The sequence below is a fragment of the Arhodomonas sp. KWT2 genome, assembly GCF_041949875.1.
GTDB classification, from domain to species: domain Bacteria; phylum Pseudomonadota; class Gammaproteobacteria; order Nitrococcales; family Nitrococcaceae; genus Arhodomonas; species Arhodomonas aquaeolei.
The window spans coordinates 25,702-51,736 of sequence record NZ_JBHFPQ010000045.1 but is presented as its reverse complement, the minus strand read 5'-3'; the positions used below and the strand labels follow the sequence as shown (position 1 = coordinate 51,736).

24 protein-coding genes are annotated in these 26,035 nt (G+C 69.4%); 13 read left to right on the top strand and 11 right to left on the bottom strand.

What is annotated here, in order from left to right; all coding sequences use genetic code 11:
* Positions 1-17 precede the first annotated feature (17 nt).
* A complete protein-coding gene (locus ACEZHJ_RS11010; protein ID WP_163139074.1) occupies positions 18-1,298 on the top strand; it encodes a DUF1329 domain-containing protein in 1,281 nt (426 codons plus the stop codon).
* 46 nt (positions 1,299-1,344) lie between these two features.
* On the opposite strand, the gene ACEZHJ_RS11005 is transcribed toward ACEZHJ_RS11010, so the two are convergent.
* Positions 1,345-2,112, bottom strand: a complete 768-nt coding sequence (locus tag ACEZHJ_RS11005) for a DUF429 domain-containing protein (protein WP_256379699.1) — start codon at positions 2,110-2,112, stop codon at positions 1,345-1,347.
* 41 nt (positions 2,113-2,153) lie between these two features.
* Between ACEZHJ_RS11005 and ACEZHJ_RS11000 the strand changes: the two genes are divergently transcribed.
* The gene (locus ACEZHJ_RS11000) at positions 2,154-2,600 is read left to right on the top strand and encodes a DUF488 family protein (protein ID WP_163139076.1); all 447 of its coding nucleotides are present in this window, start codon (positions 2,154-2,156) and stop codon (positions 2,598-2,600) included.
* A gap of 14 nt (positions 2,601-2,614) precedes the next feature.
* On the opposite strand, the gene ACEZHJ_RS10995 is transcribed toward ACEZHJ_RS11000, so the two are convergent.
* Complete coding sequence (locus tag ACEZHJ_RS10995; protein ID WP_163139077.1) at positions 2,615-3,244, bottom strand: exopolysaccharide biosynthesis protein; 630 nt, start codon at positions 3,242-3,244, stop codon at positions 2,615-2,617.
* Positions 3,245-3,510: 266 nt separating this feature from the next.
* Between ACEZHJ_RS10995 and ACEZHJ_RS10990 the strand changes: the two genes are divergently transcribed.
* Together ACEZHJ_RS10990 and ACEZHJ_RS10985 are read left to right on the top strand one after the other, a co-directional pair.
* Positions 3,511-4,338: a uroporphyrinogen-III synthase gene (locus tag ACEZHJ_RS10990; protein ID WP_163139078.1), complete on the top strand. Its 828-nt coding sequence runs from the start codon at positions 3,511-3,513 to the stop codon at positions 4,336-4,338.
* Between the two features lie 135 nt (positions 4,339-4,473).
* A complete protein-coding gene (locus ACEZHJ_RS10985) occupies positions 4,474-4,746 on the top strand; it encodes a hypothetical protein (protein WP_163139079.1) in 273 nt (90 codons plus the stop codon).
* 433 nt (positions 4,747-5,179) lie between these two features.
* Here the strand turns inward: ACEZHJ_RS10985 and ACEZHJ_RS10980 are convergent, their stop codons facing one another.
* Positions 5,180-5,509 (bottom strand): cupin domain-containing protein, encoded by a 330-nt coding sequence (locus ACEZHJ_RS10980; protein ID WP_163144545.1) that lies wholly within the window; start codon positions 5,507-5,509, stop codon positions 5,180-5,182.
* A gap of 91 nt (positions 5,510-5,600) precedes the next feature.
* A complete protein-coding gene (locus ACEZHJ_RS10975; RefSeq protein WP_018718272.1) occupies positions 5,601-6,920 on the bottom strand; it encodes an ABC transporter substrate-binding protein in 1,320 nt (439 codons plus the stop codon).
* Positions 6,921-7,134: 214 nt separating this feature from the next.
* Between ACEZHJ_RS10975 and ACEZHJ_RS10970 the strand changes: the two genes are divergently transcribed.
* Genes ACEZHJ_RS10970 through ACEZHJ_RS10950 form a run of 5 tightly spaced genes read left to right on the top strand, consistent with a single transcriptional unit; the run spans position 7,135 to position 11,400 of the window.
* On the top strand, positions 7,135-7,974 hold the full coding sequence (locus ACEZHJ_RS10970; protein WP_018718273.1) for an ABC transporter ATP-binding protein: 840 nt from the start codon (positions 7,135-7,137) through the stop codon (positions 7,972-7,974).
* Entirely contained in the window at positions 7,955-8,662 is a 708-nt protein-coding gene (locus tag ACEZHJ_RS10965) for an ABC transporter ATP-binding protein (RefSeq protein ID WP_040409458.1), read from the top strand. The genes ACEZHJ_RS10970 and ACEZHJ_RS10965 overlap by 20 nt, the downstream gene beginning before the upstream one ends.
* Before the next feature lie 2 nt (positions 8,663-8,664).
* Positions 8,665-9,720 carry a branched-chain amino acid ABC transporter permease gene (locus tag ACEZHJ_RS10960; RefSeq protein ID WP_169509141.1) on the top strand — a complete coding sequence of 352 codons (1,056 nt, stop codon included), beginning with the start codon at positions 8,665-8,667 and terminating at the stop codon, positions 9,718-9,720.
* Between the two features lie 4 nt (positions 9,721-9,724).
* Entirely contained in the window at positions 9,725-10,915 is a 1,191-nt protein-coding gene (locus tag ACEZHJ_RS10955; RefSeq protein ID WP_240466215.1) for a branched-chain amino acid ABC transporter permease, read from the top strand.
* Between the two features lie 11 nt (positions 10,916-10,926).
* Positions 10,927-11,400, top strand: coding sequence for a hypothetical protein (locus ACEZHJ_RS10950; RefSeq protein WP_163139679.1), 474 nt, complete (start codon positions 10,927-10,929; stop codon positions 11,398-11,400).
* A gap of 52 nt (positions 11,401-11,452) precedes the next feature.
* On the opposite strand, the gene ACEZHJ_RS10945 is transcribed toward ACEZHJ_RS10950, so the two are convergent.
* Complete coding sequence (locus ACEZHJ_RS10945) at positions 11,453-12,454, bottom strand: aldo/keto reductase (protein ID WP_018718278.1); 1,002 nt, start codon at positions 12,452-12,454, stop codon at positions 11,453-11,455.
* Positions 12,455-12,681: 227 nt separating this feature from the next.
* Here ACEZHJ_RS10945 and gcvA point away from each other — a divergent pair, with 227 nt between their 5' ends.
* Positions 12,682-13,602: a transcriptional regulator GcvA gene (gene gcvA, locus ACEZHJ_RS10940; protein WP_163139681.1), complete on the top strand. Its 921-nt coding sequence runs from the start codon at positions 12,682-12,684 to the stop codon at positions 13,600-13,602.
* On the opposite strand, the gene ACEZHJ_RS10935 is transcribed toward gcvA, so the two are convergent.
* The 4 genes from ACEZHJ_RS10935 to ACEZHJ_RS10920 form a co-directional block, all read right to left on the bottom strand.
* Positions 13,596-14,606 carry a hypothetical protein gene (locus tag ACEZHJ_RS10935; protein ID WP_375036500.1) on the bottom strand — a complete coding sequence of 337 codons (1,011 nt, stop codon included), beginning with the start codon at positions 14,604-14,606 and terminating at the stop codon, positions 13,596-13,598. The two genes, gcvA and ACEZHJ_RS10935, sit on opposite strands and share 7 nt — an antisense overlap.
* A 92-nt stretch (positions 14,607-14,698) precedes the next feature.
* On the bottom strand, positions 14,699-15,871 hold the full coding sequence (locus ACEZHJ_RS10930) for a patatin-like phospholipase family protein (RefSeq protein WP_375036499.1): 1,173 nt from the start codon (positions 15,869-15,871) through the stop codon (positions 14,699-14,701).
* Between the two features lie 73 nt (positions 15,872-15,944).
* Positions 15,945-16,577, bottom strand: a complete 633-nt coding sequence (locus ACEZHJ_RS10925; RefSeq protein WP_163139685.1) for a LysE family translocator — start codon at positions 16,575-16,577, stop codon at positions 15,945-15,947.
* A 210-nt stretch (positions 16,578-16,787) separates the two neighbouring features.
* The gene (locus tag ACEZHJ_RS10920) at positions 16,788-18,479 is read right to left on the bottom strand and encodes a methyl-accepting chemotaxis protein (RefSeq protein ID WP_163139687.1); all 1,692 of its coding nucleotides are present in this window, start codon (positions 18,477-18,479) and stop codon (positions 16,788-16,790) included.
* 578 nt (positions 18,480-19,057) lie between these two features.
* Between ACEZHJ_RS10920 and ACEZHJ_RS10915 the strand changes: the two genes are divergently transcribed.
* Complete coding sequence (locus ACEZHJ_RS10915) at positions 19,058-20,695, top strand: methyl-accepting chemotaxis protein (protein ID WP_163139689.1); 1,638 nt, start codon at positions 19,058-19,060, stop codon at positions 20,693-20,695.
* Positions 20,696-20,760: 65 nt separating this feature from the next.
* Here ACEZHJ_RS10915 and ACEZHJ_RS10910 read toward each other — a convergent pair whose 3' ends face one another.
* A complete protein-coding gene (locus ACEZHJ_RS10910; RefSeq protein ID WP_163139691.1) occupies positions 20,761-21,741 on the bottom strand; it encodes an AraC family transcriptional regulator in 981 nt (326 codons plus the stop codon).
* A gap of 212 nt (positions 21,742-21,953) precedes the next feature.
* Between ACEZHJ_RS10910 and ACEZHJ_RS10905 the strand changes: the two genes are divergently transcribed.
* Positions 21,954-24,137, top strand: coding sequence for a TonB-dependent siderophore receptor (locus tag ACEZHJ_RS10905; RefSeq protein ID WP_259202433.1), 2,184 nt, complete (start codon positions 21,954-21,956; stop codon positions 24,135-24,137).
* A 16-nt stretch (positions 24,138-24,153) separates the two neighbouring features.
* On the top strand, positions 24,154-25,089 hold the full coding sequence (locus tag ACEZHJ_RS10900; protein WP_163139693.1) for an alpha/beta hydrolase: 936 nt from the start codon (positions 24,154-24,156) through the stop codon (positions 25,087-25,089).
* Positions 25,090-25,104: 15 nt separating this feature from the next.
* Here ACEZHJ_RS10900 and ACEZHJ_RS10895 read toward each other — a convergent pair whose 3' ends face one another.
* Positions 25,105-25,977 carry an alpha/beta hydrolase-fold protein gene (locus ACEZHJ_RS10895; protein ID WP_163139695.1) on the bottom strand — a complete coding sequence of 291 codons (873 nt, stop codon included), beginning with the start codon at positions 25,975-25,977 and terminating at the stop codon, positions 25,105-25,107.
* Between the last annotated feature and the right edge of the window lie 58 nt (positions 25,978-26,035).

The following is a 26,035-nucleotide window of genomic DNA, read 5'->3' as shown; positions in this document are numbered from 1 at the left end:
GCCGAGGAGGACACGACATGACCATCGCAGTGAAACGCAGGCTGCTCTCGTCGGCGCTTCTGGCCGCCCTGGCCGGCTCGCTGGCCACCCCGGCGGTCGCCGGGGAGGTCGCCGAGGGCACGGTGCTCAGCGCCGACAACTACGACACGCTCAAGGACAGGACCCTGGATGGCGTCCGGATCGGCGACATGATCACCGACCGTTTCGAGATGTGGATCAGGGACTACGGGCTGACCATGAAGCTCGGCAAGGCCAGGGAGCCGGAGCTGGATCCGGCCTATTTCGAGGCCACGGAGAAGTACGCCGGCAAGGCCACCCTTAATCCGGAGACCAAGAAGGTCGAAGGCTACGTGGCGGGTATCCCCTTCCCCAACGTCTCCGAGGACGACCCGGACGCCGGCTACAAGCTCGCCTGGAACCACTACTACGCCAACCCGATCATGGGCGATAACTGGATCGCCATCGGCGACACCCGGGTGATGGAGGCGGATTCCGGGGTGGTCGACCGCTTCACCGCCGTGAGCGCGAAAATGCTAATGGAGGGGCGTACGACCCGCGAGCCGGTGAGCCTGGGCAACGAGGATGAGCACGCCAACTACCTGCTGGTGCTCACCGAGCCCTACGACGTCGCGGGCCTCGGTATCTTCACCAAGCAGTACAACACCGGCAAGGCGGACGATGCCTGGGTGTACGTGAAGTCCATCCGCCGCACCCGGCGCGTGGCGGGTGGGCAGTCCTGGATGGACCCGCAGCCCAAGATGGACCTGCTCAACGACGACAACCAGGGTATCAACGCCTACCCGCTCTGGTACGAGGACTGGAAGGTCGTCGACCGCCGCTACATCCTCACGGTCACCGATGCCCACAACCCCAACGAGGAGTACCCGCTGGACAAAGAGGTGGCGATGGAGCCGCCGTACTGGAATCCCATCAACGTGACCTGGCGTCCCCAGGAGGTGTTCGTGATCGAGGCCACCCCGCCGGAGGAGCACCCCTACGGCAAGAAGGTCCTGTACATGGATACCGACTACCCGTTGATCTACCACAGCGAGATCTACGACAAGAAGGGCGACTTCTGGCGTATGTGGCGGCAGTCCTACGGCCCCATTACCGCCGGTAACGGTGAACCGGGGCTGGGCTTCATCCACACCCAGGCGATCGATTTCCAGCGCGAGCGCGCGACCTACATCGACATCGTCGCCGACAAGCTCAACACGCCGAAACTCACCGCCGACAGCTTCACCCCGCGGGTGCTGCAGCAGGCGGCCAGCGGCCAGCTCGAGGAACTCGCCCAGTAGTTCCCCCGCCACGGGTCCGGGCCCGCCCCGTTCACGCGGGGCGGGCCTACACCACGATCTCCATCGCCAGCCTGCGGGCATCCCGTTCGGGGTTGGCGGGCAGCCACTCCGCCTCGCCCACAGCGATCCGTGCCGCGGTGCGGAAGCACGCCATCGCGTCCAGCAGGTCGTCCGCGGCGTAGCCCTGGCCGACCAGTTGCAAGCGCAGTCCGGCCAGTGCGTCGGGAAATGTCGTCTCCACCAGCGCCTCGCGCTCGGCCCGCCCGGCAGGGCGTTTCTTGCCGTGTGCCATGGCGATCCCACCGTTCCACGCCTGAAAGGCGAGCTCCGGGTGCGCCTCGCGGACCCAGCCCTGACGCGCGGGCGCGGCCAGCACGAAGGCGTCCATGGCGGCGATCAGGGGCACGATCTGCCAAGTCTGCCGTGACAGGGCCCGGCCGTCGCGCGAGCGCCCGATCCGGCAGGCCTCGGCGTAGTCGCCGGCGGCGAGCATGGGGCGGAGCGGGGCGGGGAACACGCTGCTGCCGCGCGGCCGGCCGAGCCGTTGCCGTGCCATGCGGTCCGCGGTGCGCGGGCCGGTCTCCGGCAGGCCGATGGGGATGTCCGCGCCCACTGCCACCGGTGCCGGTGCCAGGGTCAGCAGGCCGGGAGGCTCGTCCAGCAGCCGCCCCGGAGCGCCCCAGGGACCCCCGGATCGCCCCAGACGCAGAGCCAGCGCCCCCGGCAGCCGTCCATTCCCGCCACGATCATGGTGTGTCCTCCGTGTTCCGCCCCGGCGAGTATCGCGGAACCGTGCATCCGGCTGCCATGCCATACTGCGGCGATGATGTCCCGGCGCGGTCAGGGGAGGTGGGATTGAGCCGGCTCTTCACCATCGGCTACGAGCGTGCGTCACTCGCCGCGTTCACTGACACGCTGACACACGCGCGGGTCAGCGTGCTCGTGGACGTGCGGCTGAGCCCCCACTCCCGCCGCCGCGAGTTCGCTCTCAAGCACCTCGGTGCCGGCATGGCCGAGCGCGGCATCCGCTACCTGAGCCGTCCCGACCTGGGTACGCCCCCGCCGGCCCAGGCAGCCGCGAAGGCCGGCGACATGGCGACCTTCGAACGCCTCTACCGGGAACATCTCGACACCGCCGTGGCGCGGGATGCCCTGGCCGAGCTGGCCGGTCTGGTCGAAGGGGAGGTGGCGTGCGTGATGTGCTACGAGCGTGACCCCAAGCGCTGCCACCGGCGGCTGATCGCCGAGACACTGCGCCGCCGCGACGGAATCCTCTCGCAGGACCTCTTGCCGCCGCGGTAGCCGCACGGAAGCCGTCACACCTGTGCGGCGAGTGCGGCCACCGTGGCGGGTATCAGCGCCGCCAGGGCGAGGGCGATCAGGGCGATTAGCCCGTCGTTGGCGATCACCGCCAGGGAGAGGAGGGTGATCAGGATGCCCGCGGATGTGGCAGCGAAGGGGAACAGCTCCAGCGGCGGCATGGAGATGGCGATGGCCACGCAGGCACAGGCGACCAGGCGGTTGCCGGTGCCGGCGGTGAGCAGTGTCAGCCGCGGGTGCAGCAGCCGGTCGATCACGGCGGCGGGGCGGCGGATCGTGTGCAGGGCCCGTGCCGTGGTCGCCGCCGGCAGCGCGCGGGACAGGATCCAGCGGGGCAGCCAGATATGGCGGCGGCCGGCGAGCATCTGGCCGGCCACGAGCAGTACGATCGCGGCGGTGAGCGTGGGGACGCCGAGGATGCCGCTCAGCGGCGAGGTGGCGATCAGCCCGGCGAGCAGCAGCAGCGGGCCGAACGAGCGCTGCCCGCTCACCGCGAGCATGGACTCGATGGACAGCCGCCGGCGCGTATTCGCCAGCGCGATCAGCCGCTCGACGAGATCCGCGAACCCCCGGGGCGGTTCCGGGTCCTCCGCGGCGATGGGATACGTGTCCCCGGACTCATCCATGGCAGATCCGTGTCGTTGATTGCTTCGGGGGCCGCGCCGTGCCGGGTCAGGGTGTAAACGGCGCGCACCGGGCGCCCGGAACACGCGAGCGCAACCGGTGTGGGGCCGGAGCGCCGTGTTCGTGGCGCTCCCGAGGCGCAGCCCCGTGTGTGTAGATCCTCCGAGCATAGCCGACATCGCCGCGGGTGCACGGGTTCCCCGATCCGTGCCGGCGGGGCAGACCCGGCGGTAGACTGGGCATCCGAGCGAAAGGATACGGAGCCGATATGAAAGAGCCATTGCGCGGAGTGACCGTGGCGCTGCCGGAGAGCCGGCAGCTGGCACTGTTCGCCCGCATGCTCGAGGAGCGCGGCGCGTCCACGTGGCCGTGCCCGCTGGTGGGCATCGAGGACACGCCGGACCGCGACGCCGTTGTGCGCTGGCTCGACGATGTCGCCGCGTACGGGCTGGACTGGCTGGTACTGCTTACCGGCGAGGGCCTGTACCGACTGCTGGATTTCGCCGAGCGTGCCGGTCGGCGTGACCGCTTCGTCGCCCGCCTGGAGACCGCACGTAAGCTCACCCGCGGTCCCAAGCCCGCGCGGGCGCTGCGTGGAATAGGCCTGCGTGCGGACGTGGCCGCCGATGCCCCCACCACCGCCGGCGTCATCGCGACCCTGGAGCGCGAGGCGCTGGAGGGCAGCCGGGTGGGTGTGCAGCTCTACGGGGCGCCGAACCCTCAGCTGCTGGACTATATCGCCGGCCGTGGGGCCGACGTACTGCCGGTGGCGCCCTACATCTACACCGACGCGGCTCAGGACGAGCGGGTGGCCGCACTGGTGGACGGCCTCGCCGAGGGGTGGGTGGACGTCATCGCCTTTACCAGCAAGACCCAGGTGGAGCGGCTGTTCGCCTGCGCCGCGGCCACCGGCCGCGAGGCCGCCCTCGGGCGGGGCCTGGCGGCGACGGTGATCGCCGCCGTGGGGCCGGTGGTGGCGGAGACGCTGTCGGCGCGGGGCTTCCCGCCGGCACTGGTGCCCGCGGACAGCTACTTCATGAAACCCCTGGTGCGCGAGATCGTGGCCCACGTCGGGGGCGCGGGGGATGACACCTAGCCTTGTCGCGAGAAAGCGCCGGGTGAGTCCCGGCGGTCCACGCGGTCATCCCGGGCCCGGGGTGTGCGCACGGACGCCGCACGGGCGCCGCGGAAACCCCGTACCTGCCGGCCGGACGGCGGAGCCGGGACCCTAATGGGCGTGTTGATGCTGGTGGGCTTCGGCTGGCTCGTGACCCTGTACCGGCGGCCCGTGCTGCTGGCGGTGGTGTATTCGGGGGTCTCCTTCGCCCTCGGTCTCGTCTTCGGGGCAGGGGGCGTGCCGGCATTGCTGCACGCGGCCATCGCGGGGGGATTCGCGCTCCCGTATTTCTGGCTGCTCGACCGGTGCTCGGACACCGTGCTTCTCTGGCTGACCGTGCTCATCGGCTTTCCGGTGCTCTGGACGGCCGTCTCTCTGTCTATCTGAGCCGTTGCCGCCGTGTGCGTGCGCGCCAGCCCGGTCTGTCGGCTGCCGGGAGCAGCCGCCCTTGCATGTTTCCGGAGCGGAAGACCGGTAGGTCGTGCACGGCCGCGGGCCGTGTGCGACGTCTTCAGTGACCGAGCCGGAATGTCGCACGCCTGCGGCGCACGAACTACGCGCGTTCCCGCCGCCACTGCCGCAGTGCAGCGGGCTGGGGGAGCGTTTCGTGTGCCGGGCCGCTCCCGTTCCCTTAGGTCGGCTGCTCCTGCCACCCACCCTGTGGCCGGGCGGTTCGGTCTGGCGATGCCGGAGTGGTCGGCTGCCCTGAGCAGCCGACCTACCCGGGCGATCCCCGATTCCCTGCCGTGAAGGGTGGGGGCCGGAGTGGCAGGTTTCGTGCGTTCACCGGCCGTTCCGCCCGCTTCCGCTTATCGCGTGTTCATCCGGCCGCCAGGTGCACGGCGAGCCAGACCGCCGGTGGTGTCGTGCTGGTGCGCTCGACCCGGTGGCGCTGATGGGCGGGGATGAGCAGCCAGTCCCCCGGGGCGAGTGTCGTGGTCTCCGGTCCGTCCTCGAAGCGCAGCTCGGCCTCGCCCTGCAGTAGCACGACCCACTCGTCCCACGCCTGGTCGTACCATTCCCCGGCCGGTGTGGCCTGGCCGGTGGAGACGATGCGCTCGATCCGCTCGCCTGTACCCTCGGCGAGGGTGTCGAAGCGCTCTTCCGCGAGGGTTTGGGGAACGTCCGCGAACAGATTGCCTCGGGTCATCCGGTACCCGTGCCGGTCGTGCGTGTGAATGGGGCGCCCGGGCGGTGGACCGCCCGGGCGCAAAGGCGTGTGGATTATACCCGCCGGGCGCCTATTCCGCCGGGATGTCGTTCGGCGACTGGATCTGCACGGTCTCGATACCGCCATCCGTGTACTGCCAGATGGCGATGGGCGTGATCACGTCGCCGTTGTCGTCGAAGTCCGCCGGTCCGGCGGCGCCCGAGTAGGCCACGTCCTCGCCGTTCATGATCGCCTTCACGCCGGCGGCGATGCTCTCCGGGTCGCCGGCGATGATCTCCTTGCCCGGCGGGTTGGCGACGCCGCGGATGCGGTCGCGGAGCACCGTGCCGGTGATCTTGTCGGCGCTGTCGAATCCGTCGGCGACGGCCTTGACCGTGGCCAGCCCGATGACCATGGCCGCGTCATAGGCCGACTCGGTGAACGGCGGGATGCGGTCGCGATCGAATTTCGCCTTGAACGCGTCGGCGAAGTTCTTGAAGCCCGGGATGCTCGGGTCCTGGCCCGGCGCGGTGCCGTACAGCCCCTCCAGGTCCTCGGCGCCGACCGCGTTGATGACCTCCTCCGAGCGGTTGCCGTCGACGAACTGCCAGCTGGTGCTGTCGAAGATGTCCCGCGCCTCCTGCAGGAAGGTCGCGCTGTGGCCGGGGTAACTCGCCGCGAACAGCAGCTCCGGGTCGCCCTGGAAGGCCTGGGCGAGCTGCGAGGTGTACGTCGGCTGGGGCTCCTCCGGGTGCGGCACCTGGGCGTTGATGGTCCCGCCGCGTTTCTGGAACGCCCGGGCGAAGGCGTTGGACAGGCCCTGTCCGTAGGGGTTGTTGACGAAGATCGTCGAGGCGCTGTCGAAGGAGTAGTCGTCGAAAATCTCGCCGCGGGCGAGCTGGGCGGCGACCACGCCCTGCAGCGCGTCGGAGGCGGTGGTGCGGAAGAGCATGTCCGCATCCCGGTCCTCGGGCAGGACGGTGATCAGCGGTGAGGTGGAGCCGTTGGATATCTGCAGCACCTCCGCGGGGATGGTCACCGAGGTCGCCACCGCCACGGTCACGCCGCTGGACCAGCCGCCGATGATGGCGGGCACGCCTTCCACCTCGACGAGCTTGCGCGCGGCCTCGATCGCCGGCGTGGGCAGGGTGTTGGTGTCCTCGCTAAGGTGCTCGGCGATCACCGGTCCGCCCATGACCTCCTTGGTGGCCGCGTTGATGTGCTCGACGCCGAGTGCGGCGCCATCGCGGTAGAACTCGCCGAACTCGGCGCCGGCCCCGGTGAAGGGCGCGAGCTGGCCGACCTTGATCGCGGGCGGGGCGTCCTGGGCGCTGGCGGTGCCGGCGATCAGCGCGGTCGCGAGGGCGACGGCGCCGAGCGTGCGGCCCCTGCAGTGTCGTTTCCGTTCCATTGCTTACCCTCCTGCATCTGTAAGCCGGTGGGGAACCCGCACGCCGGGTGCGTGGGAAGGCGACACACAGCGGGCGTGGTGCCCAGGATTTCAGTGTAGACGCTGGCCGGCGTTCGACAATCGGGCACCGCTGCCGCGTCCCGGGCGCGTCGACAGCACGCCCGGGTGTTGCTACGTTCAAAGACGTTGGCGCGAAACGGCGCGGGGAGACGGCATGAGCGCGACGGCCGGTGACGACGAGACGACGGGTGCTGCCGCGGGGACACCCGCGGGACAGGTGCTCCTGGAGGTCCGGGGGCTGGTGCGCGGGTTCGACAGCCTGCGCGCGCTGGACGGCGCGGACATCACCGTTCACGAGGGCACCATCACCGGGCTGATCGGGCCCAACGGCGCGGGTAAGACGACGCTGTTCAACGTGATCACCGGCTTCTACATGGCTCAGGCCGGGCGGGTGGTCTTCGACGGGCACGACATCACCAACCTCCCGCCCCACCGCATCTTCCGCCACGGCCTGTGCCGCACCTTCCAGATCCCGCGGGAGCACGAGAGCCTCTCGGTGCTGGAGAACCTCATGCTCGTGCCCACCGGACAGCAGGGCGAGAGCCTGATGAACGCCTGGTTCCGGCCCGGGGCGGTGCGGCGCCAGGAGCGGGCCAACCGCGACAAGGCCCTGGAGGTGCTGGAGTTCGTCGAGCTCTCCCACGTGCGTGACGAGTACGCGCGGAACCTCTCCGGCGGACAGAAGAAGCTGCTGGAGCTCGCCCGTATCCTCATGACCGACCCGCGCCTGGTGCTCCTCGACGAGCCCGGTGCCGGGGTGAATCCGACGCTGATGCAGCGCCTGACCGATAACATCCGCTATCTCAATGCCGAGCGGGGGATCACCTTCCTGGTCATCGAGCACGACATGGACATGATCATGTCGCTGTGCGACCCGGTGATCGTGATGAGCGAGGGCCGCCAGCTGATGACCGGGCCGCCGGAGGTGGTGCGCCGGGACCCGCGCGTGCTCGAGGCCTATCTCGGAGGGCAGTATGCCGTTGCTGAAGGCTGAGGGCGTCACTGCCGGCTACGGCGACACCGAGATCCTGCGCGATGTGCACCTGGAGGTGGGCGAGGGCGAGATCGTCTCGCTGATCGGCCCCAATGGGGCGGGCAAGTCCACCTTGATGAAGACGGTCTTCGGCCTGGTGCACCCGCGCCAGGGCTCGATCCGGTTCCGCGACACGGAGATCGCCGGGCGCTCGCCTTACGACATCGTCAAGGAGGGCATGTGCTACGTGCCCCAGGTGGCGAACGTGTTCGTGCAGCTCACCGTCGAGGAGAACCTGGAGATGGGCGGCTACCTCCTCGAGGAGCGCGAGCTTGCCGGGCGCAAGGAGCAGGTCTACGAGCTGTTCCCGAAGCTGCGCGAACGCCGCCGCCAGCGGGCGGGCAAGATGTCCGGCGGCGAGCGCCAGATGGTGGCGATCGGCAGCGCGCTGATGCTCGAGCCGGCGCTGCTGCTCCTCGACGAACCCTCGGCGGGGCTCTCGCCCAAGCTGGTGGACGAGATCTTCGAGAACATCCGCCGCATCAACGCCACCGGCCTGGCGGTGCTGATGGTCGAGCAGAACGCCCGCAAGTCGCTGGAGATGGCGGAGCGCGGCTACGTCCTCGCCGGCGGGCAGAACCGCGTGGAGGGCTCGGGGGCCGAGCTGCTGAACGATCCGGACGTGGCCCGGCTGTACCTGGGGGGATGAGCATGAGCGACGAGGCGGCAGCGGTTACACGGCAGCGGCGCCCCGCCGAGCGTATCCGCGCGGTGGTGCAGACCCGCGCCTTCCTGCTCGTGGCGGTGGTGGCGTTGTTCATCGTGCTGGTGGCGCTGGCGATCCACCAGGGGGTGGGTGCCTCGCGGCTCCTGTCCCTGGCTGCCTGGGGCGTGATGCTGGGCGGCATCATCGGTCTCGGCAGCATCGGGCTCACGCTGGTCTACGGCGTGCTCAAGTTCCCCAACTTCTCCCACGGCGCGCTGGTGACCTTCGGCGCGTACTTCACCTACGCGTTCATGGCCTGGCTGCCGGAGAGCGCGCCGCTGCGGCCGCTGTCCTTCGGCTGGACGTTCCCGGTGGCGCTGGTGCTGTCAATGCCGCTGGTGGGGCTGGTGGCGCTCGCGGTCGACCGTGTGGTCTACCGCCGGCTGCGCCGCCAGAACGCCCACCTGGTGCTTTTCGCCATGGCCTCGCTGGCGATGGCGTTCTTCCTGCGCAGCGTGATCTACATCGTCTGGGGGCCGGACTTCCACTTCTTCTTCCCGGGCCGGGCGAATCCGGCGCTGGAGTTGCCGTTCAACATCCGTGTGCGTGCCGACCAGGTCTTCATCCTGCTGCTGGCGCTGGCGATCATGGCCGGGCTCTACGTGCTGCTGGAGCGCACACGCATCGGCAAGGCCATGCGCGCGACCGCGGACAACCCCGAGCTCGCCCAGGTACGGGGCATCAACACCGAGCGGGTGATCGCCTGGACCTGGCTGCTCGGCGGCGCCCTCGCCGCCGCCGGCGGCACGATGTACGGGCTGTCCTCCCAGCTCCGCCCGGAGATGGGCTTCTGGCTGCTGCTGCCGATGTTCGCTGCGGCGATCATGGGCGGGATCGGCAATCCCTACGGCGCCCTCGTCGGGGCGCTGGTGATCGGTGTGACCCACCAGGTATCCACCGCCTTCCTCGATCCCACCTACGGGCCGGCGGTGGCCTTCGTGCTCATGGTGATCGTGCTGCTCGTTCGCCCCCAGGGCCTGTTCGGGCGCGAGGGAGGCTGAGGCAATGGAGACGCTGGTCCTGGTCAAGGCGACGCTGCTGTTCGTGCCCCTGGCGCTGGCTTTCGGACTGGTGCTGCCGGCACGGGCGTGGCGGCCGCTGGCGGCGGTGGTCGTCGGTGCGGTGGTGGCCCTCGCGGCCGCGGCCGGACTCTCGGCGGGGCTGCTCGCCTATGGGGTGTCCTTCGCGATCATGGGCTGCGTCTACGCGCTTCTGGCGCTGGGGCTCAACACCCAGTGGGGCTACACGGGCCACCTGAACTTCGGTGTCGCCGGATTCTTCGCCGTGGGTGCGTTCACCTCCGCGCTGGTGACCATCGAGGCCCCTACCGGGGTCGCCGCGCAGTACACGCAGATGGCGTTCGGGCTGAACATGCCCTTCCTGGTCGGCGTGCTCGCCGCGGCGGTGGTCTCCGGGGTGCTCGCGTTCCTGATCGCGGTGCCGGTGCTGCGGCTGCGCATGGACTTCCTCGCGATCGCGACCATCGGCGTGGCGGAGATCATCCGGCTGATCTTCCAGAATGAGCGTTGGCTCGCCAATGGCCCGCAGCCGCTGCGCGGCATCCCCCAGCCCATGCACTGCCTCGTGGAGGCGAACGGCTGCGGCTGGGCCCCCGGCTGGCTGAACGGGGCCCTGTCCGTGCTCTCACCGCGGGATTACCCGCTGTTCTACCTGGTGATCATCGCGGTGTTCGTGGCGCTGGTGTACGTCGTCATCGAGCGGGCCTGCCGCTCGCCCTGGGGGCGGATGCTGCGCGCGGTGCGCGACGAGGAGTCCTCCGCGGCGATGAACGGCAAGCCCATCACCTACGTGCGCATCCAGTCCTTCGTGGTCGGCGCGGTGATCATGGGCATCGCCGGCGCGCTGTACGCGCACTACACGGTGACCATCGATTACAGCCACTTCCACGCCCTGTTCGCCACCTTCCTGGTGTGGGTGATGCTCATGCTCGGCGGCAGCGGCAATAACCGCGGCGCGATCATCGGGGGATTCATCGTCTGGGGCGTTTGGAGCGGCACCGCCTTCCTCGCCGACGCCATCGAGCCGCTGCTGGCGCTGATCTCCGACGATCTGCCGCGGCGAGCCGCCTACTTCCGCTGGCTGCTGGTGGCGCTGCTGCTCGCCGGCATCGTGCTGTTCCGTCCGCAGGGGCTGCTGCGCGAGGAGAAGGTGGTCTCGCGCTATCTTCGGGACTGACGGTCACGGGCATGCCGGGTAATCCCTGGGCAAGGGCGGCGGTCGGCGGGGCGATCGCCTTCGTGATCGCGAGCCTGGTGAGCAACGGGCTTTTCTTCGGGCTCGCGGCGCCGGTGCTCTTCGATCCGGCGGTGCAGAGCGCCAAGCTCCTGGATGTGCTTTTCGAGGCCTCGCCGCGACCGCTGATGTTCACCAACGGGCCGTTGTACCTGCTCATCGCCGCCGGTATCGGGGTGCTTCACGGCCTGGTGTTCGCCTATATCGAGCCGGTACTGCCCCGGGGCCGGATCCCCCGTGGGGCCGCGTACGCCGTGGTCCTGTGGGTGTTGATGGCGCTGTATTTCGAGTTCCACGCGCCGTTCAACATGTTCCGCGAGCCGGTGGCGCTGCTCACCCTGGAGCTGGCCCTGTGGGCGGTGGTGGTGCTCGTCGAGGGGCTGCTGCTCTCGTGGCTGTACGGTCCCGGCCGGGACCGGGTGCCGTGAGTCAGGCGCCGCGGGGGCGCCGGCCGCCGGCGCCCCCGCGGCACGGGCCGGGTCAGCCGGCCTGCTCGCTGCGGCTGGGCGGCGCCATGAACTCCGGACCCACCGGATCGGTGATGTGCTCGGCGAGGATGGCGTCGATGCGCTCGAAGTCCGTCTCGGTGAGGTGGAAGTCCATCACCCCGGAGATCGGCTCGAGCTGCTCCGGCCGCCGGGCCCCCCACAGGGCGATGCCGACACCGGGCCGGTCCAGGAGCCAGCGCAGCGCGAGTTCCAGCACGCCCTTGCCGAAGCGCTCCGCGGCGAAGGCATTCAGCGCGTCCACCGCGTCCAGGTACTGGCGGTAGCGCGGGGCCTGGAACTTGGGGTCGTTGTTGCGCAGGTCGTCGCCCTCGAACTGCGTGTCCGCGCGCATCCGTCCCGAGAGCAGGCCACGGCAGAGGGCACCGTAGGTCAGCGTGACCAGGCCCCGCTCGCGCACGTAGGGCAGCAGCCCGGACTCGATGCCGCGCTCGAAGAGGTTGTACGGCGGCTGGACCGTATGCAGCGGCGCCACCGAGCGAAAGGTCTCTGCCTGCTCCGGGGAGAAGTTGCTGACCCCGATTGCGCGGATCTTGCCGTCGCGGTACAGGCGCTCCAGTGTCCGCGCCGTCTCCTCGATGGGGGTCTCCGGGTCCGGCCAGTGGACCTGGTAGATGTCGATATAGTCCGTGCCGAAGCGGCGCAGAGAGTCCTCGACCTCCTGCTGGATCCGCTCCGGGGAGGCGTTGCGCACCACGCCGGCGTCGTTCCACTCCAGTGCCACCTTGGTCGCCAGGACCACGTCCTCGCGCCGGCCGTGGCGGGCGAGGGCGCGGCCGACGATCTCCTCGGAGCGGCCGAAGCCGTAGACCGGTGCGGTGTCGATAAGGCTCACGCCCCGCTCCAGTGCGGAGAGGATGGTGCGGATGGAGCGCTCCTCGTCGGTGCCGCCCCACATCCAGCCGCCGATGGCCCAGGTGCCGAGGCCGATGCGGGAGGCGGTGATCTGCGTGCCGGGGATGTCGATGTGTTCCACGGTCTCACCTCTGGTGTCTGTGCAATCGGGTGTCCACGCCGGGCGGGGGTTATCGCCGTCCACCTTGCCGCGTGTCCTCCTCCCGGCAATGAAGTTTTTGTTTTTCTGATATGTCCCCATCCCGGTATGCTCATGCCGGTGACTTCGCAGACAGGTTCCGCATGGACGGCGGATGGTGCAAGCAATACTTTCTACAGTCCGTAAAGTGGAACTTTAGAGTGGTGCCCATGGCCCGATCCCTGCCGCCCCTCAACGCCGTCCGTGCCTTCGAGGCCGCGGGCCGGCACCGCGGCTTCGCCCGCGCGGCGGAGGAGCTCAGCATCACCGCCGCCGCGGTGGGCCAGCACGTGCGCCGGCTCGAGGAGCGGCTGGGGGCGCGGCTGTTCCGGCGTCACGGTCGCGGGGTGGTGCTGACCGCGGCCGGACGGGCCTATCTTGAGGCGCTGACGCCGGCGCTGGAGCGGATCGAGGCCGCCACGGAGCGTGTGGTGCAGGCCGAGCGAACGGGGATCGTCACCGTCTCCACGACGCCCTCGTTCGCGGCCAAGTGGCTGGTGCCGAGGCTTGCCGGATTTCAGGTCCGGCACCCGGAGATCGATGTCCGCCTGTCCACCTCTAACGCGCTGGCGGACCCGGCGGTGGAGGACGTGGACGTGGCCGTGCGCTACGGCCCCGGCCGCTGGCCGGGGCTCGAGGCCCACCCGCTGCTGGAGACCGAGCTCTTCCCCGTGTGCAGTCCGTCGCTGCTGGAAGGGGCTTCGCCGCTGCGCGAGCCGGCGGATCTGCGGTATCACGCCATTCTCCACCTGATGACGGACGACTGGCCGCGGTGGTTCGCCGCCGCCGGTGTCCCCGGGCTGGCGGAGGCGGCCGAGCGTGGGCCCCGGTTCAGCGATGCCGGCCTGTTAACCGCCGCCGCCGTGGCCGGGCAGGGCGTCGCCCTGGGCCAGCGGGTGCTGGTCGCCGATGACCTCGCCGCCGGCCGGCTGATCGCCCCGTTCTCCGTCACCCTCGCCAGTACCCACGCCTATTACCTCGTGTGCGCCCACGGCGAGCTGGAGCGCCCCAAGGTCAGCGCCTTCTCCGCGTGGATTCACAGCGAGGCACGCGCTGCGGTCACTGGAACCCGGGGGGGGCCGGCTCAGTGACGCGGTTGCGACTCGCCGCCTGAGGTGTCCGCCGTCGCGGGCCCGGGTGTATCCACGGTGTGTCCAGAGGCCCAGCTGCGCGCCCGCTCACCGAGCTCGGTGAAGCGCTCGGAGAGCTCCTCCAGGCGCGTCTCCCATGCCGGGTCGGGCGTCTGGCCCTCGGTCACCCGGAAGAAGGCCTGCATCAGCGCGGTCATGGCGAAGGGCTCGATCACTGCGGCCTTGATCGCCCAGGCGAACACCAGTGCGACCAGCAGGGTGAGTCCCCCCGCCGCCCCCGGGAAGACGGCCACCAGTGCCGCCACCGGGGCGAGGACTACCAAGAACACCGCCAGGGTCAGGCCCCATACGCACAGCGCCAGAATGACGGCGTTGCGCAGGAACGCGCGGTAATTCTGGCCGTAGAGCACCAGTGCGGTACGGCTTGATGCCCAGGGGTTGTCGCTGCGGGTGCGCACGCCGTAGGCGAGGATGACCTCGTCCACGTAGGTAAGCGATAAACGGAGGATGCCGTTGACGACCCGTGCCAGCCCTTCGACACCGGGCAGGGGCAGCAGTGTGGCGACGCTGAAGAACACGCGGTTGAACGCCCGGATCACGCCCCTCACGAGTTGATCCACGCCGAAGAGCACCGAGGCCTCGGCGAAGCGTTCCTGCACGACCGAGCGGGCGTGCTCGATCTGTCCGCGCCCGCCGGGGAGGTCGGCGCCGTCCAGGAGCTCGACCAGCACCGCAATGTGGCCGGCCTTGACCAGGTAGAGCAGGTATTCCCGGAACCAGTAGACCAGCGCGCCCACGAGGGCGAAGCCGGCGATACCGCCCCACGCACCGCCCGCGCCGGGGTCGCCGCCGATGTGGCCGAGGGCATAGCCGATGCCCGCACCGCCGCCGGTGGCGATCACGTAGGCGAGGGTGATCCCGAGATAGACGAGCAGGCGAAAACCGAGAAACGGGGCGGTGCGCCGGAGCAGGCCGAGCACCTCGGTGACGTCGAAATCCATCATGGCCCTGGGGCCTCCGTGCTGCGGGTTCGCCGCAGTGATACACCGGCGGCCTTACACCTGCCTTAACCCGCCGCCCGCCGGCCCCGTAGTGGTCAATCCTCGCGGTGGTAGCTGCGGTAGGCGTCCGAGACCACCTCCTCGACCTCCACGCTGGGGTCGTCCGGGTCGTGGGTCTGCCAGCGCCGTTCCGTCAGGGCCTGGCGGGCATCTCTCAGGCCCGCGGCCCAGTGGTCTTGTACGGAGGCCCGGGAGAACTCGTAGTCCTTGCTGTACGTCTCCGCGGGGCCGCTGCGGTAGATCATGTGGACGATGCTCATGCTGGTGGTGCAGCCCCAGGCGGCGAGCTCGCGTACCCGCGGGTTATCGCGCTCCGCGGCCGGCAGGCGGCGGTAGAGCTCGTTGATGATCCGCCTCAGCCTGTGACTGGTGCGGTAGTACTCGATGTGGCGGCCGGAGCGGCTGGCGTAGGTGATGTCCTTATGGCGCTCGAGCACCTCTTCCAGGTCCCGCGGCGCCTCGCCGCGGGAGTCGAAGAGGTCGACCATGAAGCAGAGCGTGTCCCGGCGGGGGTTATCGTCCAGCACGGCCTCCAGCGGGGTGTTGGAGACGATGCCGCCGTCCCAGTAGAGCTCGCCGTCCACCGCCACCGGCGGGAAGGCCGGGGGCAGGGCGGTGCTGGCAAGCACGTGCTCGGGGCCGATGCGACGCCGTGCGGAGTCGAAATAGACGGTGCGGCCGGTGTGCAGATTCACCGCCCCCAGGCTCAGGCGCATCGTCCCGGCGTTGATCCGCTCGAAGTCCACGAGTTCGGCGATTGTCCGGCGCAGCGGATCGACGCTGTAGAGGCTGCGCGCGGCGTCGCTGTCCGGGACCAGGCGCGCCGGTGCCAACGGCGGCCGGGGATGAAAGAAGCCGGGCTGACCCCAGGCCGCGGTGGTGGCCGCGCTGACGCGGTTGTACGCCTCGCGCCAGGGGGAATCCCACGTCGGCGCCGGCGGCCATTCGGGGCGCGTGATCCGCTCCCAGAACGTCTGCAGGCGTTCCAGGCGCCGCTCCGGCGGGTTGCCGGCGATGATCGCCGCGTGGATCGCGCCGATGGAGGTGCCGACGACCCAGTCCGGCCGGTGTTCGGCCTCCGCCAGGCCCTCGTAGACGCCGCCCTGGAAGGCCCCCAGTGCGCCGCCCCCCTGGAGCACCAGGGCGATCTGGCGTCGCGGTGTGCGTGTGGCGTGTCCGTCGCCGCCGGAGGTCTGCTCGTCGCTCATCGGCCCGCCGTCCTGCTGCCGGGTATATGGCAATGATAACGGTGCACACGGGGCTCCGGCGAACGGCGGGGGACTACTCCAGTGCGAGCCAGATCCCGACGCCGATCATCAGCGTGCCGGCGATGCGGTTGAGCAGGGTGACGCCCCCGCGGCGGGCCAGCAGTCTGCCCAGGGCCCGGCCGCCGGCGGCATAGATCAGCAGCGCGGAGAACTCGATGGTCAGGATCATCCCGACCAGGGTGGCGAGCTGGGGTGTGAGCGGCAGGGCGGTGTCGATGAAGGGCGGCAGCAGCGCGATGAAGAACGCCCAGCCCTTGGGATTGGCCACCGCGGTGATGAAACCCTGGGCGGCCAGGTCGCGCCGTCCCGCGCCCGCCCCCGGTGTCTCGTCCAGGTCGAGGGCAAGCCGGCCGCGGGAGCGCCACAGCTGGATGCCGAGCCATACGAGATAGGCGCCGCCGGCGTAGCGGAGGACGGCGAACGCCATGGGATAGCGCAGCATCACGGTGGCCACGCCGACGACGGCGGCGACCGCCACCACCGCCACGCCCGCGAGCTCGCCGGCCATCATCCACAGCGCGCGGCGCACGCCGACCGTGATACCGAGCGACAGCGCCAGGGTCATGCACATCCCCGGCGTGATGGACACCAGGAAGAAGGTGGGCAGGAAAGCGTAGAGCAGTCCGGGGCTGAGAAAGCTGGTCACGGCGTCGGGGCCTGGTTGTCGGCGGATGGCACGCCGCCGCGATAATACGCGTTCGGCGCTTGCGTTCCGGGCCTGCGCGGCGTGCCGGCGTCGCGCGACGGGCGTTTCCGGCACTACGGCAATGTCGGTTCCGGGAAGGTCACAGGATAGCGTGGAGAGCGGGAGCGGGGTAGGGCCGCCCGGGCGTGGGCGGCCCGCTGGCGTGGCGTCTCAGACGCGGAAACGCGAGACGGCGGCGCGGAGCTGCTCGCCCATGCGGCTGAGCTCGCCGCTGGCCTGGCTGGTCTGCTGCACGCCCTCGGAGCTCTGCCCGGCGGCCTCGACGATGCCGGAGACGTTGCGGTTGAGCTCCTCGGCGACCTGCCCCTGTTCCTCGGCGGCGGTGGCGATCTGGGTGATCTGCTCATGGATCTCCGAGACCGCGGTGGCGATGCTCTGCAGCGCCTCGCGGGCCTGGTGGGAGCGGTCGAGGCTGCTCTGGGAGCGTTCCTGGGAGCGCTCCATTGTGGAGACCGCGGTACGGGTGTCAGCGACCAGGCCCTCGATGATGGTGCGGATGCGGTCGGCGGACTCGCTGGAGCGCTTGGCCAGAGCCCGGACCTCCTCGGCGACCACGGCGAACCCGCGGCCCTGCTCGCCGGCCCGGGCGGCCTCGATGGCGGCGTTGAGGGCGAGGAGGTTGGTCTGTTCGGTGACGTCGTGGATGACGTCGAGTACGGTCTCGATCTCGCGGCTGCGCTCGGCGAGCTGGCTGACCGCGGTGCTCGTGGAGCTGATGTCCTCGGCGAGGGTCTCCATGGCGGTGTGGTTTTCCTGGACCACGCCGTCACCCTCGCGGGCACGCTCGTCGGCGTCGCGGGCCGATTCCTGGACGGTACCGGCGTTGCGCGAGATCTCCTGCACGGTGGCGGTCATCTCGTTGATCGCCGAGGCGATGTGGTCGGTCTCCTGGCTCTGGCTGTCGACGTTGCTGCGGGTCTGGGCGGCGACCTGGCTGAGCTCCTCGGCGGCGGAGGCGAGCTGGTCGGTGGTGCCGCGCACGTCACGGAGGGTGTCCTGGACCTTGGCGACGAAGGCGTTGAACTGGCGGGCGAGCTCGCCGACCTCGTCCTCGCGGGCGACGGGCAGGCGCTGGGTGAGGTCGCCCTCGCCCTCGGCAATCTCGTGCATGGCCCGGGAGGTCTCGCGGATCGGGCCGACGATGCGGCGGGTCATGATCACGGCGATGACGGCGATCAACGCGAAGGCGGCGATACCCGACAGGGCGGTTACCAGGACCTCGCGGCGGACGTTGGTGTTCACCGCCTCGCGGGCCGCGGCGACGTTGGCTTCGACGTCGTTGAGGTACACGCCGGTGCCGATCATCCAGTTCCACTTGTCCAGGCCCGTAGTGAACGAGAGTTTGGGCTCCTCGTTGCCGGTGGCCGGATTATCCCAGCGGTACCGGTAGAAGGCACCGCCCTCCTTGGCATCAGCGATCAGCTCGCGGATGAGGTACTCGCCGTTGTCCATCTTGAGATCCCAGAGGTTCTGGCCCTCGAGCTCCGGTTTGGGGCGCAGGACACGGGCAGTGCCGTCGTAGCTGTACACGTAGATGTAGCCGTTGTCGCCGTAGTCCATGCTCCGCACGATCGATTTCACCCGCTCCTTCGCCTGCGTATCGTCGGGCCCGGCGTTTTCATAGATCGGCCGGATTGCCGAGACAGCGGTGTCGACGAGGTTCCTGAGCGATTCCTTGCGGGCGTTGATCAGCGAATCGCGCAGCTCTGCGATGTCCTTTGCACCCTGATCCTGGAGGCTGTTTGCGCTTGCGGCGACGATAGCCGCGGTGACCAGTGCAAGGGGCAGGAGGCAGACCAGCAGAATGCGGGCCTGAATGGTCAGATTACGGAAAAGCGACATCCGAGTGTCCCCGTCTGTGTTCGTTGTCTTCTGGTGTATCGGGCGGTGTCTGACGGCAGCGAATCCCCGGACGCCGACGCCGCATCGATACCCCTCACCCCGCATAACGACTGCGGACGGCAGTTCTTTACATCGATCGCCTCTGCCGGCCGTTGCCTGTCGGACGGGTGGTGTCCCCCCGCCGCCGAACGGTCTCCCGTGTGCGGGGGCGATCGCCCGCCGGTGCCTTGTCAGCAGGCGCGTGCGAATTGCAGTCCCATGGGATCGGGCGTCCGGCAACCGCCGCACGCGTGATGGCGGAATGTATCACCGCGGGCACTGCCGGTCACGGTGGTCGGGGCGGGAAGCGTGCCGGTTGCCCGTTTGCTGGCTGTCCCGGGCAGTAAGACGTGGGCGGTGTGTGACCCATCACTCTGCGGCGGGAGGCCTCAAGCGCTGCCGGAACGAAGTCGGCCCTAACGTGTGGTGCGACGATGCCGATAACCGTATTGGGGAATGGGACGACCTGGATAAAAAACAAACGACAGGGACGGCAAGGGCTTTATCAAACATGAACTACCCGTTAGAGGAATGCACCGATGCGTTGGTTGCGTGACCTGTCTTTCCGCTGGAAGCTCGGCGTCCCCGTTGCCGTGCTCACTCTCATACTCGTGGTCGTGGCCGGCCTCTCCATGTCGCTGCTCGGCACTTTCGCTCACGACGCACGGATCTATTCCGGCGAGCTCATGCCCGGCGGGTCCCGGGTCCTGGAGGCCGACCGTGACCTTCACCAGTCCCTGATTGCGCAGCGGCGGGCCCTGCAGGCCGGTAACGCCCAGGAGCGCAAGGAGCAGCGTGCGGTGCAGGCCGAAAACCTGACCCAGGCCCGTGAGCGCGTGGCCAGGGCCGCAGAGCTGCTCGGTGACCCCCGGGCGGCGAAGCTCGCGGCGCAGTTCGACAAGGAGATCGACCGCTGGGCGGAGATCAACAGTCGTGTCCGGAGCCTCGTGGATGACGGACGCGCCGACGAGGCGGTCCGGCTCGCGAGCGGGGACGGCGCCGAGCAGTTCGACACCGCCCGTAACCAGCTCGACCAGATGACCGGAAGGGTCAACGACATGGCCGCCGAGCTGTCTGCGCAGGTCGAGGCGGACGCGGTGAGCAGCCGTATCACGCTGACCACGGCGCTGCTCATCGGGCTGGCGGTCTGTGTCGCCATCCTCATCGTTCTGCCGCGGAGTGTGCTCAAGCCGCTTCAGGCGATGTCGGCCCGTGTGGAAGATCTCTCCAGCGGCGAGGGCGACCTCACGATCCGCCTCGCGAACCCGGCCCGGGACGAGATCGGCAGGCTCTCGGACCGGATCGACGATTTCCTGGGTACGCTCAACGAAATGGTCAGCCGCGCGGCGGACACCACCAAGCAGCTCTCCTCCGCGGCGGAGGAGCTGGCATCGACCAGCCGTGAGACGCAGAGCAACGTCGATGCGCAGCACGACGCCACGGATCAGGTCGGTACCGCGACCAACGAGATGACCGCGACGGTCCAGGAGGTGGCGCGCAACGTGGGTGAGGCGGCGGAATCCGCCGGTGAGGCGACCCGCGAGGCCAATGATATGGCCGCGACCATGGAGCGCACGGTGACCACCGTCGAGGAACTCGCCCGTCAGCTCGACCGTACCGGCGAGGGCGTCTCGCGCCTCACGGCGGACGCCGAGCAGATTGGCACGGTTCTGGATGTCATCAATGCCGTGGCCGAGCAGACCAACCTGCTCGCCCTCAATGCCGCCATCGAGGCCGCCCGCGCCGGCGAGCACGGCCGCGGCTTCGCCGTGGTGGCCGAGGAGGTGCGCACGCTCGCCACGCGTACTCAGGATTCCACCAACGAGATCCGCGATATCATCGAGCGGGTGCAGAGCGGCGCGCGGGAATCCTCGCAGCTGATGGAGACCGGGCGTCAGCAGAGCGGCGAGACCGTGACCATGGTGCGCGGCTGTGGCGAGCAGCTGGAGACCGTGACCGCCGGTATCCAGAGCATCAGTGACATGACCTCGCAGATCGCCTCCGCGGCCGAGGAGCAGAGCAGCACCATCGAGGAGATCAACCGCAATATCACCGAGATCAGCGAGATCTCCGGCCGTACGGCCACCGGTGCCGGCCAGGTGTCCACCGCCAGCGACGAGCTCGCCCGCCTCGCCAGCGAGCTCGAGGGGCTGATGGGCCGGTTCCGCACCGGCTGATGCCGCGCATGCCCGGCCGTTCCCGGCAGTGCCGTCCCCGACGGCGCTGCCGGGACACGGTCGACTCAATCCGCCTGCAGCGCCCCCCGGCAGCGGCTCGGGGGCATGCCGAATTCCCGCCTGAATGCAGTGGCGAAGTTGGCGGCGCTCGTGTAGCCCGCCAGGTTCGCCGCTGTCTCCATGTTCATGCCCCTCTGGCGTATCGCCTCGCCGGCGGCCGCCAGTCGCCGACGACGTAGGTAGCGCCCCAGCGGCATGCCGTAGTGGCTGCGGAACTGGCGCTGGAGGCTGCTCAGGCTCATGCCGAGCCGCGCCGCCAGGCGCGCCTGCGTCGATGGCAGTTCGGCGCCCCCATCGATCAGCCGTATCAGTCGCCGCAGGCGCCGGTCGCTCGTCACCGGTGCTTCCGTACCGGTGGCGGTGACACCGTCGAACGCCGCCGCCAGCGCCTCTCCCGCGAGGCTCAGCGCCGCGCCAGTGAGCCGCAGCTGGCGGGTGCGCGGCGGTGCGCTGAGTACGCCCGGGTCGATAACGCCCTCCAGCAGGCCGAGCAGTCCGGGCGACGGTGTCCATCGGGTCAGATGCGGTGGGGTCCGGGGGTCCGGTTGCCACGCGTAGCCGTTGGCCGCCAGCCAGGCGGGTGTGAGCGTCAATGTGACCGTGCGCTCGTGGCCGCCGGCGCGGCCGTTGCGCACGAACCGCTCCGGCCGTGCCAGCGTCACCGCCACGGCACGGTCGGTGGCGGGCTCGTCCCTGCCCAGGGTGATGGCACGTCCGCCGAAGCGCACGTGCGCGTTGCCGTCGAGCACCAGTGCGATCTTTACGCCGGCGGGCAGCTCGGCGCGGCTGGTCAGGTCATAGCGGTCGTGGACGTCGGCCACGCGCAGGAGCATCCCCGGCTGGATCTCCGTGAGGTGCATGAATCCGTCGAGCAGCGGGGCACGGTGGTTCCAGCTCGGAGCCTGCAGCCTATGACGGTGCGCCACCGGCGCGGACACGTCACGCAGCTGGCCGGCATCGATCGCAAGGGGTTTATCCGTCGTCACGGGTGATGTCTGAACACTGAGCATCCGGGGCGCTCCCGAGTTTCCGGACGGTGCCGGAAACGCCGTTTCCGCAAAACCATCCGCGAAAAGCGCAAAGGCACCGTTGAGGCAGCAGGTGTGAGAATGCGCTGACCTGATATCAATTGCAACAGATTCTCATTCCTATTGATGTCAGTTACCGTTTCACCCACCACCAGCGGGGAAGAGTAACCGTGAGCGCACGCAAAGCAGTGAAGCCGATCACCCTGGCGACGGCGGGCGGGCTGGTCGCCGTTGTCTGTCTCGTGCCCGTGACCCGGGCCCAGTCCGGCGATACGGGCGTCGACGCGGACAGCACGCGGCTGGAGACGCTGACCGTCGAGGGTAACCGCCTCTACCAGGTGCCGTCCTCCGAGGAGACCGGCGGCTATGCGGTGGACGCCGCGACCGTGGGTACCAAGACGCCGGCGGCGCTGCGTGATATCCCGCAGTCCGTGAGCGTGGTCACCCGCGAGGCGATGGACGACCAGAACCTGGACACCCTCGATCAGCTCGGCCGTCGCACGCCGGGCATGCGGGTGCTGAACAACGACGACGGGCGTTCGTCCATCTACGCCCGGGGCTACGAGTACAGCGAGTTCAATATCGACGGCCTGCCGGCGCCCATGCAGAGCATAAACGGCACGGTGCCGTCGCTCTCGGCGATCGACCGCGTCGAGGTCATGCGCGGGCCCTCGGGGCTGTTCAACAGCACCAGCGAGATGGGTGGGATCGTCAACCTGGTGCGCAAGCGCCCGACCCGGGGTTTCCAGGGCCACGTCGATGCCCGCTACGGCAGCATCGAGCAGCGATATCTCGGGGCGGACGTCAGTGGTCCGCTGGACGCCGACGGCGACGTGCGCGGCCGCATCGTCGCCGATCACAACGAGCATGCGGCCTTCGCGGATTACAACGACAACGTCCAGAACGATGTCTATGCCGCCCTGGACGTGGACCTGAGCACGGACACGACGCTGTCGCTGGGCTACCTGCACAACGACAAGGACATTACCGTCAACAACGGCCTGCCCACGGACGCCGACGGCAACCTGGTGCACCTGTCGGAGGACGCCTTCTTCGGCGCCGAGTGGAACGACTTCGACAGCCGCAGCGACGACTGGATCGCGGAGCTCACCCACGACTTCGTCAACGGCGGCTACGGCCGTGTCGCAGCCCGCTATTCCGACCGCCACGCGGACTACAATTACGCCTTCGGCGGCAGTGCACTGGACGCGAACGACACCGTCGCGGTCGCCGGCCTCGGCAGCGTCGTCGATCAGCAGTCCCTGTCCCTGGACGCCAGCTACAGCCAGCCCTTCGAGGCGTTCGGCAGTGTCAGCGAGTTCGTCGTCGGCGCCGACTACAAGCGCTATGACACCGAGACCGAGTCCGGGCGTACGCGCAGCCTCACCGCCGGTCGCGTTACCGAGAGCGGGATCCACGACATCGCCTACGTGGATATCCTCGGGGCGGCGCGCAGTGGCACAGGCGGGTATCGCTACAGTGACGAACGCACCGTGCTGCGCGAGACGGGGCTCTACTCCAAGCTCACCCTGCGGCCGATCCCGTCGCTGGCGCTGATCGGCGGTGCCCGCGTCAGCCGTTACAGCGTGGACTACGATAACCGTGCGGGCGGTACCCACGCCGACCGGGAAGGCAATGCGGAGGTGACGCCCTACGCCGGGGTGGTCTACGACCTGAACTACGCTCACTCCGTCTACGCGAGCTATTCCCAGGTCTTCAAGCCGCAGACCGACGTCGGTGCCGACGGTGATCTGCTCGAGCCCAGGGAGGGCGATCAGTACGAGGTCGGTATCAAGGGCAGCTATATGGGCGGGGCGCTCAACGCCCGTGTCAGTGCCTTTCGCCTCTACGACGAAAACCGCGCAGCGGCGTCCTCGGATCCCGGTGCGAACTACTCGGTGCCGGTGGGCGAGATGCGTATCCAGGGCGGGGAGTTCGAGGTCACCGGCAACCTCACCGAGCAGTGGCAGGTGATCGCCGGCTATACCTACCTGGACACCGAGGTGAAGGAGGCGTCCACCTCGCGGAACGACGGCATATTCCTGCTAATGCCGCACAACATGTTCAACCTCTGGACCCAGTACGAGTTCTCCGGCGGTGCCCTCGACGGCCTGCACGTCGGTGGCGGCGTCACGGCGGTAAGCGATTTCAGCTCCAGCCAGGACGTGGAGGCACCGGGCTACGCGGTGGTCGACGCCATGGTCGGCTACGATTTCACCCGCCGGCTCAGCGCTCAGGTGAACCTCAACAACGTCTTCGACCGGGATTACTACACCCGCGTCGGCGGCGTGAACACCTTCAACATGGTCGGCCAGCCGTTCAATGTCGTTGCCTCGTTGCGCTATGACTTCTGAATCCGGCGATCCACCCATGGCGCGTTGCCCCCGGGTGGCGCGCCGCTACCTGCGCCGCACCCTGTGCGGCGTGTTACTGATGCTGCTGACGGGAGGGGTGATGGCGGCTGACGGCAGGGGCGAGGGGAATGTGTCCCTGCCCGGTACCCGGCAATGGACCATGCACTCGCCGGAGACCGGTGGTGATTACCTGATCCAGGTCGCCGTGCCCGACGGCCCGGCGCCGGCGGCAGGCTATCCGGTGCTCTACGTGCTCGATGGCAACGCCCGCTTCCCGCTGCTCCTTGCCGCCCGCGAGAGCCTGACCCGCCACGGCCCGGCGGCGTCGCCGGAGCCGTTGCTCATCGTCGGCGTTGGCTATACGGACACCGAGCGGTTCGCCTTTGACCGGCGAAGCCGGGACTACACGCCCCCGGTGCAAGGTAGTCCGGACAGGCCCCCGCAGGAACGTCCGCACGGCGGTGCACCGCGGTTCCTCGACTTCATCGAGACGCATCTCAAACCTGCCATCTACGAACGCTTTGCGGTCGATACCGGCCGGGAGACGCTGCTCGGGCATTCCTACGGGGGGCTGTTCGCGGTATACACCCTGCTCACCCGGCCGGCCGCCTTCGACCGCTACGCGGCGATCAGCCCGTCGCTGTGGTGGTACCCGGCCGGGGGGCCGGCCGTCGCCGGGAACGGGGTGTCCGCCGACGGCGCGCAGGCGCCGGCGGTGCTGCTCGGCGTCGGTGCCCGCGAGCAGACGCCCGGCCCGTCCGCCCAGGGCACACCCCGGGCGGCCCGTGTGCGTGAGCGCGCGATGGTGGACCGGACCCGCGACATGGCCGCCGCGCTCCGTGCTGCGCATCCGGACTGGGGCGTGGACCTGACGGTCTTCGCCGGCGAGGACCACGGCAGCGTGATGTGGCCGGCGGCGCGGGCGGCGCTGACGTTGGCACTGCGTCCGTGATCCGTCGCGCTCGGTTCAGTACCGGCGTGCCGTGAATACCTGGCGCAGCGTGCGCGTGACGATCGCCGGCGGCAACGACATGTGCCCCTCGCCGGGCTGGAGGTGAAACGCCGTGCGCAGACCGTGGGCGGACAGCGGGCGCAGGCGTTTGGCCTGGGCCCGTGCGTCCTGGATCGTCTGCGGCGTTTCCCTGCTGCCGGCAACGAGGAGGACGCTCACGTCGCGCACGTCCACCCGCCCGGCCTTCACCCGTGCAACGAATCTCCTTTCCTCGTCGAGCAGGTAGTCGTGCTGCCACCACAGAGATGGGCTCGCCACTACGTAGTCGCTGAACAGTCCCGGCCGCGCGAACAGGGCGTGGAGCGCGAACATGCCACCGAAGGAGTGTCCGAAAACCGAAAGGCGGTTCCGGTCGACGGGATAGCGTTCGGCGATCGCCGGGACGATGTGCCGGGACAGTGTCTCCAGGAACGCGGCGTCGCCGCCCTGGGGCGGGTCGTTGCGTGACGGCGGTGCCGGCGGCGAGAAGTCGTAGGAACGGCGCTCGAAGTCCAGTGGTTTGTCGGTGGGGTAGCCGACGCCGACGACGATCGTCGCCGCGAAACGCTTCTGCAGCCGCCTGGCGGCGTGGAAGGCGGCGAAGTGGGCGTTGCCGTCGAGCACGAAGAGCACCGGATAGCCGTCGTCCGGCGGTTCGACCTCCTCCCGGGGTTCACTGACGAGCAGCCGGTAGGGCCGGCCGCCGTCCGGCCCGGCGGTGAGTTCGATCTGCGCGGTCCCGGGCAGTGTGACCGGGGGTGGCGACGATCTGCCGTCTGCACCCGTGCTACCGGCGCCGAGTGCCAGTATCCCGGTGAGCAGTGCGACCGCAAACGGTCTCAGGGGCATGGTTTGATCCTCCAGCGTTATCGGCGCAGGCGGGCGCCGTCCGTGGCGCCGTACGGGG

What these genes read in the sequence shown, in the direction of transcription:
- ACEZHJ_RS11010 (WP_163139074.1), top strand. Translation starts at nt 18, where the DNA reads ATGACCATCGCAGTGAAACGCAGGCTGCTCTCGTCGGCGCTTCTGGCC.
- ACEZHJ_RS11005 (WP_256379699.1), bottom strand. Translation starts at nt 2,112, where the DNA reads ATGGCATGGCAGCCGGATGCACGGTTCCGCGATACTCGCCGGGGCGGA.
- ACEZHJ_RS10995 (WP_163139077.1), bottom strand. Translation starts at nt 3,244, where the DNA reads ATGGATGAGTCCGGGGACACGTATCCCATCGCCGCGGAGGACCCGGAA.
- ACEZHJ_RS10990 (WP_163139078.1), top strand. Translation starts at nt 3,511, where the DNA reads ATGAAAGAGCCATTGCGCGGAGTGACCGTGGCGCTGCCGGAGAGCCGG.
- ACEZHJ_RS10985 (WP_163139079.1), top strand. Translation starts at nt 4,474, where the DNA reads ATGGGCGTGTTGATGCTGGTGGGCTTCGGCTGGCTCGTGACCCTGTAC.
- ACEZHJ_RS10980 (WP_163144545.1), bottom strand. Translation starts at nt 5,509, where the DNA reads ATGACCCGAGGCAATCTGTTCGCGGACGTTCCCCAAACCCTCGCGGAA.
- ACEZHJ_RS10975 (WP_018718272.1), bottom strand. Translation starts at nt 6,920, where the DNA reads ATGGAACGGAAACGACACTGCAGGGGCCGCACGCTCGGCGCCGTCGCC.
- ACEZHJ_RS10970 (WP_018718273.1), top strand. Translation starts at nt 7,135, where the DNA reads ATGAGCGCGACGGCCGGTGACGACGAGACGACGGGTGCTGCCGCGGGG.
- ACEZHJ_RS10965 (WP_040409458.1), top strand. Translation starts at nt 7,955, where the DNA reads ATGCCGTTGCTGAAGGCTGAGGGCGTCACTGCCGGCTACGGCGACACC.
- ACEZHJ_RS10960 (WP_169509141.1), top strand. Translation starts at nt 8,665, where the DNA reads ATGAGCGACGAGGCGGCAGCGGTTACACGGCAGCGGCGCCCCGCCGAG.
- ACEZHJ_RS10955 (WP_240466215.1), top strand. Translation starts at nt 9,725, where the DNA reads ATGGAGACGCTGGTCCTGGTCAAGGCGACGCTGCTGTTCGTGCCCCTG.
- ACEZHJ_RS10950 (WP_163139679.1), top strand. Translation starts at nt 10,927, where the DNA reads ATGCCGGGTAATCCCTGGGCAAGGGCGGCGGTCGGCGGGGCGATCGCC.
- gcvA (WP_163139681.1), top strand. Translation starts at nt 12,682, where the DNA reads ATGGCCCGATCCCTGCCGCCCCTCAACGCCGTCCGTGCCTTCGAGGCC.
- ACEZHJ_RS10935 (WP_375036500.1), bottom strand. Translation starts at nt 14,606, where the DNA reads ATGATGGATTTCGACGTCACCGAGGTGCTCGGCCTGCTCCGGCGCACC.
- ACEZHJ_RS10930 (WP_375036499.1), bottom strand. Translation starts at nt 15,871, where the DNA reads ATGAGCGACGAGCAGACCTCCGGCGGCGACGGACACGCCACACGCACA.
- ACEZHJ_RS10920 (WP_163139687.1), bottom strand. Translation starts at nt 18,479, where the DNA reads ATGTCGCTTTTCCGTAATCTGACCATTCAGGCCCGCATTCTGCTGGTC.
- ACEZHJ_RS10915 (WP_163139689.1), top strand. Translation starts at nt 19,058, where the DNA reads ATGCGTTGGTTGCGTGACCTGTCTTTCCGCTGGAAGCTCGGCGTCCCC.
- ACEZHJ_RS10900 (WP_163139693.1), top strand. Translation starts at nt 24,154, where the DNA reads ATGGCGCGTTGCCCCCGGGTGGCGCGCCGCTACCTGCGCCGCACCCTG.
- ACEZHJ_RS10895 (WP_163139695.1), bottom strand. Translation starts at nt 25,977, where the DNA reads ATGCCCCTGAGACCGTTTGCGGTCGCACTGCTCACCGGGATACTGGCA.